Annotated in this window: 5 protein-coding genes; 4 read left to right on the top strand and 1 reads right to left on the bottom strand. The window is 62.9% G+C overall.

The window, feature by feature from the left end; genetic code table 11:
- Nucleotides 1–821, top strand: an 821-nt coding sequence (locus ENZ75_RS17225) for a complex I NDUFA9 subunit family protein (protein WP_164887851.1), incomplete at its 5' end; no start/stop codon positions are given.
- Between the two features lie 29 nt (nt 822–850).
- Here ENZ75_RS17225 and ENZ75_RS17220 read toward each other — a convergent pair.
- The gene (locus ENZ75_RS17220; RefSeq protein WP_013528196.1) at nt 851–2,218 is read right to left on the bottom strand and encodes a cytochrome P450; all 1,368 of its coding nucleotides are present in this window, start codon (nt 2,216–2,218) and stop codon (nt 851–853) included.
- A gap of 177 nt (nt 2,219–2,395) precedes the next feature.
- On the opposite strand from ENZ75_RS17220, the gene ENZ75_RS17215 reads away from it, so the two are divergent.
- The 3 genes from ENZ75_RS17215 (at nt 2,396) to gyrB (ending at nt 5,887) form a co-directional block, all read left to right on the top strand.
- The gene (locus ENZ75_RS17215; protein WP_063169841.1) at nt 2,396–2,965 is read left to right on the top strand and encodes an NADPH-dependent FMN reductase; all 570 of its coding nucleotides are present in this window, start codon (nt 2,396–2,398) and stop codon (nt 2,963–2,965) included.
- Between the two features lie 248 nt (nt 2,966–3,213).
- Nucleotides 3,214–3,345 carry a hypothetical protein gene (locus tag ENZ75_RS35605; RefSeq protein ID WP_255337201.1) on the top strand — a complete coding sequence of 44 codons (132 nt, stop codon included), beginning with the start codon at nt 3,214–3,216 and terminating at the stop codon, nt 3,343–3,345.
- A 70-nt stretch (nt 3,346–3,415) separates the two neighbouring features.
- Nucleotides 3,416–5,887, top strand: coding sequence for a DNA topoisomerase (ATP-hydrolyzing) subunit B (gene gyrB, locus ENZ75_RS17210; RefSeq protein ID WP_013528198.1), 2,472 nt, complete (start codon nt 3,416–3,418; stop codon nt 5,885–5,887).
- Nucleotides 5,888–6,276: the final 389 nt, after the last annotated feature.

Here is a 6,276-nt window from a genome sequence, read left to right as displayed (position 1 = left end):
ATGTCGGCCAGATCCAGCCGGTCCAGGCCAATGTGCGCGTGCGCTGGTCGGTAGACCGCGCCGTGCAAGGCGCCGACCATGTCGTCAATCTGGTCGCCATCCTGCATGAGAGCGGCCGGCAGAAATTCTCCGCCGTGCACGAGTTCGGCGCCCGCGCAGTGGCCGAGGCCGCGCGCTCGGTCGGCGCCGGCCTGACCCACATTTCTGCGCTTGGCGCCGATCTGGACTCCGAATCAGACTACGCGCGCACCAAGGCGCTTGGCGAAAAGGCTGTGCTGGAGACGATCAAGGACGCCGTGATCTTCCGGCCGTCGATCAATTTCGGACCCGAAGACGGCTTCTTCAACCGCTTCGCCAACATGGCGCGCTATTCGCCGGTGCTGCCGCTGATCGGCGGCGGCCAGACCAAGTTTCAGCCGGTCTATGTCGGCGACGTGGCCGAAGCGGTGGCGCGCTCGGTCGACGGCAAGGTGGATGGCGGCCAGATCTATGAACTCGGCGGACCGAAGGTGCTCACCTTCAAGCAGTGTATGGAAGAGCTGCTCGACGTGATCGAGCGCAAGCGGCTGCTGGTGCCGGTTCCGTGGTGGGTGGCCAACATCCAGGCCTCGATCCTCGGTCTCCTGCCCAACCCGCTGCTGACCAAGGACCAGGTGATGCAGCTGCGCGAGCACAACATCGTTTCGGACGCCGCCAACCAGACCAACAGGACGCTTGCGGGGCTAGGCATCCAGCCGCAGTCGATCGCGACGATCCTGCCCAGCTATCTCTGGCGCTACCGCGCCGCCGGCCAGTTCCAGCAACGCAAGCCCGCGGCCTAATTCGGCGCAACTGCCTGAAGGTGTCACGCCTAACGCGGCGTGACCTGCATCGGTAGACCGCCTTGCGGCTGCGTGGTCAGTTTCTGTACCGGCCAGGGTTTCGTTTCGGCGGTGGTGTCGAAGCGGAAGCGCGACAGCATGATCGCCAGCGCGATGATCGCCTCCTGCATGGCGAAGCTGGCGCCGATGCAGACGCGTGGGCCGGCGCCAAACGGCAGATACTGGAAGCGGTCGATCTTTTCGCGATTTCCCGGGTGGAAGCGTTCCGGCAGGAAGGCATCCGGCCGGTCCCACAGTTTCCTGTGGCGATGCACGACCCAAGGCATCACCAGCACCGCGGCGTGCTTGGGGATATGAAGATCCTTCCACATTTCCGGTTCGATCGGCTCGCGGTTGATCGACGGCGCCGGCGGATAGAGCCTGAGCGCTTCGTCGAAAGCCGCGCGCGTGAAGGGCATGGCATCGAGCCATTTCGTCGGATCGGGCTCGCGCGCCAGCACCTGGTCGATCTCCTGCTCGACCCGGTTGCGCTCCCACGGTGATTCAGCCAGGCAATAGAGCGTCCAGCCGAGCGCACGCGCCGTCGTCTCATGGCCGGCGCCGATGAAGGTGATGATATTGTCCTCGACCTCGGCCCGCGTCAGTCCGTCGGGTCCCTCGGCCTTGAGCAGCAGTGTCAGGAAATCCTGCGGCACGGCATCGGGATCGCGCTTGAATTTCGCTTCGCGCATCTTGACCGTGTCGGTGACGATCTTGCGGAAATAGGCCATGGTCTTGCGGCCACGGATGCGGGTCAGCCTCGGCAGCCAGTCGGGCGCACGCAACAGGTCGAGCGGATCGACGCGACCCATGGTCTCGAACAGGCGGTCGATCTCGTTGGCGAAACTGCCGGGCTCGCCTGATATCTCGCCGGAAAACAGCGTCTCGGCCAGGATGTCATAAGTGAGCAGCGTCATGTCATGGGCGATGTCAGACGTGCCGCCGTCTTCGTAACGGGTGACGAAGTCCTGCGTGCGCCTCAGCATCGGCTGGGCGAAGCCGAAGATGTGGCGCGGCGTGAACACCGGCGCCATCGCCTTGCGCGACCGCTTCCAGACCTCGCCCTCGGCGGTGAGCAGGCCGTCGCGCAGGATCGGCCGCAGGATCTTCTGGCGCACCGTCGCCATCTTGTAGTTCCTGGCGTTGTCGACCAGCACATGCCGGATCAGGGCGGGATCATTGGCGACGATCAGATGTCCGCCAACGCCGTTCGCCGAGATCCACGGCTCGTTGTAGGTATGCTCACCCCACAATTCGAGCGGGTTGCGGTAGACGATGCGGATCATCTCTAGCGTCGAGGGCGGCGTCGTGCGCGGCTTCGGCGCCGGGGGAATGAAGGGGGCGGGCTGGATGTCCATGCTGTGCTCCGCTGATGACCCAATGTAGTGGGCCGCAAAGCAGGCGTCCATGTGACCGAACGGCAAGGCCCTACTCTCCGGAATGTGACCGGTTACCGCGAGGTGCCTTCTTGTTGCCCCGAGCGGCATGCCCTAGGTGGCAGTCACCAATGGATACCGCCACCGCAGGAGCCCAGCTTGAAGCACCAGTTGAACATCATCATCGGCAGCACGCGGCCAGGCCGCGCCGGACCGATTTTTGCCGAGTGGCTGGAGAGGTTCGCGCGCGAGCACGGGAAATTCGAGCCTGTACTGACCGACATCGATGCGTTCAAGCTTCCGGTGCTGGACGAACCGCACCATCCAAGGCTTGGCAACTACCAGAACGATCATACCAAAGCCTGGTCCAAGGCGATCGATGCCGCCGATGCCTTCGTCTTCGTGGCGCCGGAATACAATTATTTCGTGGCGCCGGCGATCGTCAACGCGATCGACTATCTCTCGCGCGAATGGAAGTACAAGGCAGCCGCCATTTTCAGCTATGGCGGCGTCTCCGGCGGCCTGCGCGCGGCGCAAGCGCTGAAGCCGCTGCTGACCTCGGTAGGTGTCATGCCGATCCCGGAAGGCGTCGCGCTGCCGATGTACCAGAAACTGCTCGACGAAAATGGCGCTTTCAACGCCAGCGAACAGGTGCAGGGCGGAGCCAAAACCATGCTCGACGGGCTGCTGCGCTGGAGCGAGGCTTTGAAGCCGATGCGGGCAGGCTGAAAACGCTGGTCTTCCGCAAAAAACCCCGGTTTGCTGCCATAGAGAGGTGGTCGTGCACAGGAACGAACTGGGGGGCAGTTCGATTTGCGCTTGCTGTTTGCCTTGCTGCCTATGCTCACCACCGCCACCGCAGTGGTGGCGCCTGGCCCTGGTCATCGCCAACGACGACCACCGCCTGATCCGGCCGCCCGCCCGACATGACGCCGGGGCGCGACCGCAGCAGGCGGCTGGCGCCGAGATACAAGTTCATGATCAAGGTTTCTCAAGGACCGCTGGCCGAAGTGAAATGGGGGCCGGCGGAGGCCCGCCATTGGCAGCCGGCCATTCCCAGTGAAATGCCTGCAAACCTTGGAAAAACCGCCTTTTGCGCCTATATCTAGTCGATATCAGAGGCGCGATTCGGCGCGGACTTTTCGCGCTGTGCAGGCGGCATCCAGACAACAGGTTTTCATGAGCGATCAGATCGACAACAACAACGGCGCTGAAGCCGAATACGGCGCCGATTCCATCAAGGTTTTGAAGGGGTTGGACGCTGTCCGCAAACGCCCCGGAATGTATATCGGTGATACAGACGACGGCTCGGGCCTGCATCACATGGTCTATGAAGTGGTCGACAACGCCATCGACGAGGCGCTGGCCGGTCACGCCGACCTCGTCACCGTGACGCTCAACCCCGATGGTTCGGTCACTGTGATCGACAATGGCCGCGGAATTCCGACCGATATCCACACCGGAGAAGGCATTTCGGCGGCCGAAGTGATCATGACGCAGCTGCATGCCGGCGGCAAGTTCGACCAGAATTCCTACAAGGTCTCGGGCGGCCTGCATGGCGTCGGCGTCTCGGTGGTCAACGCGCTGTCGGCGTGGCTAAAGCTGAAGATCCGCCGCAACGGCCAGATCTTCGAGATGAGTTTCACGCATGGCAATGCCGACGCACCTCTGAAGGCGACCGGCACCTATGAGCAGGACAAGCAGCCGGGCACCTATGAGGGCCGCAGCGGCAGCCAGATCACCTTCTTCCCGTCGGCCGAGACCTTCACCATGGTCGAGTTCGACTTCGGCACGCTGGAACACCGGCTGCGCGAGCTTGCCTTCCTCAATTCCGGCGTGCGCATCATTTTGACCGATGCCCGTCACGCCGATGTCGTGCGCCATGAACTGCACTACGATGGAGGCCTCGAAGAATTCGTCAAATATCTCGATCGCGTCAAGAAACCGCTGATCGACAAGCCGATCGCCATCCGGGCGGAGCGCGACGGGATCACCGTCGAAGTGGCGATGTGGTGGAACGACAGCTACCACGAGAACGTGCTGGCCTTCACCAACAACATCCCGCAGCGCGATGGCGGCACGCATCTGGCCGGCTTCCGCGGCGCGCTGACGCGTCAGATCACCGGCTATGGCGAATCCTCTGGGCTGACCAAGAAGGAAAAGGTCTCGTTGATCGGCGACGATTGCCGCGAAGGTCTGACGGCGGTGCTGTCGGTCAAGGTTCCCGACCCGAAATTCTCCTCGCAGACCAAGGACAAGCTGGTCTCGTCGGAAGTCCGTCCTGTCGTCGAAGGCCTGGTCAACGAAGCGCTCGGCACCTGGCTGGAAGAACACCCGAGCGAAGGCAAGGTGGTCGTCGACAAGGTGATCCAGGCGGCGGCGGCGCGCGAAGCGGCGCGCAAGGCGCGCGATATCACCCGCAAGAGTTCGCTCGGCGTCACTTCCCTGCCCGGCAAACTGGCCGACTGCCAGGAACGCGACCCGGCGAAATCCGAAATCTTCATCGTCGAGGGTGATTCCGCCGGCGGCTCCGCCAAGGGTGGGCGTTCGCGCCAGAACCAGGCGATCCTGCCGTTGCGCGGCAAGATCCTCAATGTCGAGCGGGCGCGCTTCGACCGCATGCTCGGCTCCGACATGATCGGCACGTTGATCACGGCGCTCGGCACCTCGATCGGCAAGGACGAGTTCAACGCCGACAAATTGCGCTACCACAAGATCATCCTGATGACCGACGCCGACGTCGACGGCGCCCATATCAGAACCTTGCTGCTTACCTTCTTCTTCCGGCAGATGCCGGAGCTGATCGAGCGCGGCCATCTCTACATCGCCCAGCCGCCGCTCTACAAGGTGACGCGCGGCAAGAGCTCGCAATACATCAAGGACGAAAGCGCGTTCGAGGAGTTCCTGATCGGCTCGGGACTGGAGGAAGCATCGCTTACGCTCGGCTCGGGCGAGGTTCGCATCGGGCAGGACCTGCGTGGCGCCATCGATGACGCGCTGGCGGTGCGCCAGCTGATCAACGGCCTGCACACGCGCTACAACAGAGGCGTCGTCGAGCAGGCGGCGATCGCCGGTGGGCTCAACCCGGACGTGTTCGCCGATCTCGGTCGCGCCAACGACATGGCGGAGCGGATTGCAAAACGCCTCGACATCATTGCCGAGGACACCGAGCGCGGCTGGACCGGCCGCATGTCGACCTCGAATGAAGGCGTTGGCGGCTATGTGTTCGAGCGCACGGTGCGCAGCGTCAAGGAATATGCGCATCTCGACCTGGCGCTGATCAATTCGGCCGACGCACGCCAGCTCGACCGCTACGCACAGCGCCTCAGCGAGGTCTACGGGTCGCCGCCGGTGCTGCGCCGCAAGGATGTCTCCGAAACCATCTCGGGGCCGCTGGCGATGCTCAATGCGGTCTTTGCGACAGGCCGCAAGGGCCTGACGATGCAGCGCTACAAGGGTCTCGGCGAGATGAACGCCGAACAGCTGTGGGAAACCACGCTCGATCCGAACGTGCGCTCGCTGCTGCAGGTCAAGGTCAATGACGCGACCGATGCGGATTCGCTGTTTTCGCGGCTGATGGGCGACGAGGTCGAGCCCAGGCGCGAGTTCATCCAGGACAACGCGCTGTCGGTCGCCAATCTGGATATCTGATCTGGCCGTTAAATCTGAATTGGCGCGCTGCGGCGCGCCAATTGTTCCACCGGCGGCAACAAAATCAATTTGCAACGCGCCGGAACGGAAGTCCCTGCGAGACATTGTGACAATATCGATCACAATTTCTAACAGGAGGCTTCCATGGGACGCGGCATTTTGCTCTGGTTGCTCGGCATACCGATCCCGATCATCATTCTGATCATGCTGTTCGTACGATAGGGGGCACTTATGCAGTCCACCCTATCGGCTGTCGACGTTTCCACTTCAACAGAATCCTCCTCCACCGCCGTCAGTTGGGGACCGATCATCGCCGGTGCCTTCGCGGCCTCGACGCTGACCTTCATCCTCATGCTGCTGGGCTCCCGGCTTGGATTGAGCATGGTTTC

Source organism: Mesorhizobium sp. M7A.F.Ca.CA.002.04.1.1 (assembly GCF_004022805.1).
GTDB classification, from domain to species: Bacteria; Pseudomonadota; Alphaproteobacteria; order Rhizobiales; family Rhizobiaceae; genus Mesorhizobium; species Mesorhizobium ciceri.
This window is presented reverse-complemented; position numbering and strand designations above follow the sequence as displayed.